This window comes from Exiguobacterium sp. A1_3_1 (assembly GCF_048985645.1).
GTDB classification, from domain to species: domain Bacteria; phylum Bacillota; class Bacilli; order Exiguobacteriales; family Exiguobacteriaceae; genus Exiguobacterium_A; species Exiguobacterium_A indicum.
This window is the reverse complement of the sequence record NZ_WBYY01000308.1, coordinates 1-1,212: the sequence shown is the minus strand read 5'-3', so window position 1 is coordinate 1,212 and position 1,212 is coordinate 1. Positions and strand designations below refer to the sequence as shown.

The 1,212-nt window shown below is 46.8% G+C and carries 3 protein-coding genes; all 3 read right to left on the bottom strand.

Going from position 1 to position 1,212, the window contains the following annotated elements; all coding sequences use genetic code 11:
* A partial coding sequence (locus F8N00_RS18010) for a hypothetical protein (RefSeq protein WP_421018749.1) occupies positions 1-438 on the bottom strand: 438 nt, incomplete at its 3' end.
* 71 nt (positions 439-509) lie between these two features.
* Complete coding sequence (locus F8N00_RS18005) at positions 510-929, bottom strand: hypothetical protein (RefSeq protein WP_075642039.1); 420 nt, start codon at positions 927-929, stop codon at positions 510-512.
* Positions 929-1,212: topoisomerase C-terminal repeat-containing protein (locus F8N00_RS18000; RefSeq protein ID WP_421018748.1), on the bottom strand; the 284-nt coding region annotated here is incomplete at its 5' end. The genes F8N00_RS18000 and F8N00_RS18005, both read right to left, overlap by 1 nt.

The following is a 1,212-nucleotide window of genomic DNA, read 5'->3' as shown; positions in this document are numbered from 1 at the left end:
ATGGCTATGACTATGACTCCGGACCGGCTGTTCGTCCGCTAAATGATCCGCATCCAAAATGCCGAGCCGTAAGTACTGAGCGGCGACTTGTTTTTTCGTCGTTTCGGAAATTTGATCTGTTCCTTGGACGAGCCTTAAGATGCCGGTCGCAATCCGGAAAGGTTCGAGATTCGTCTTTTCAAACGGAAAACTAGTCAACGTTTCTAAATAAGCGACGTAATTCAGTGCATCCGATTCATCCGGACTGACGAGACGCGCCGCATGCTCGCGCAGTTGTTGCGTCAATGAATTCGTTGAGATTCCCTTTGAGGCTGCAGAGATGACTCCAAACAGAATGAAACCGATGATGAGAACAAAAAATCCGACCATGAAAATCGGCATTCCCGAGAAAAAGCCGTCGCCTCCCAATTCGCTTTCCATGAATGCTACTGTGAACATAGTGAACCCTCCAAATGAATAGAATGATGACGATCACTTATCCTACGTCATCCTCTTCAAGGAAGTTTCACTTAGTTAGGTATTTTTTGCAAATCAGCTTGGAACCAGTCTTCGACAAAGAAGCGTTCCGTTTCCGTCTCGATTTGATACGAATACAGCACTTCGAAGTCGCCTTCCGTCAACATCGGTAACGTCAACTCGCGTACGAGTTGGCGTAATTCTTCTGTCAGCTCAGCTTCATAGCGGATGAATCCATCTTCCCGGTGCTCGACTTCCGTCAGATACGGAAGCAGGATATGCTTGCCGAATGATTGTGGATCATCGATCACTTCCGCTGTCACACCAAACAGTTCTTCTGCTTCTTCGACCAGTCCCTCGGCCGACTGCACCTCGATATGATCCGGAAACCAGACCGTCAAGCGGCGACCTTCCTGTAATAGTCGTTCAAAGACAGGACGAAACGTTTGATTTTGAATCAGTTCGTATTGCATCAGTCTTCCCCTTTCGTGAATTCGAATTTTAATTGATCGCGTTCGAGATAGAGCATCGCCTTGAACTGACGCGCATTTTTTTTCATCTCAAGTGGCTTTGTCTTTTGACCTGCGAGTACTTTTTTGACTTCCGTTTGTGTCAATTTGGCACCAAGGATCGTTTTCGGTAACGTAAAGCCACAGTTATTCTTCTGATAGCCGCTGCAGCCATAGAATTTCCCTCGATCAAGTACCGCTGATTGACACCTGTCTCTTATACACATCTCCGAGCCCACGAGACTAA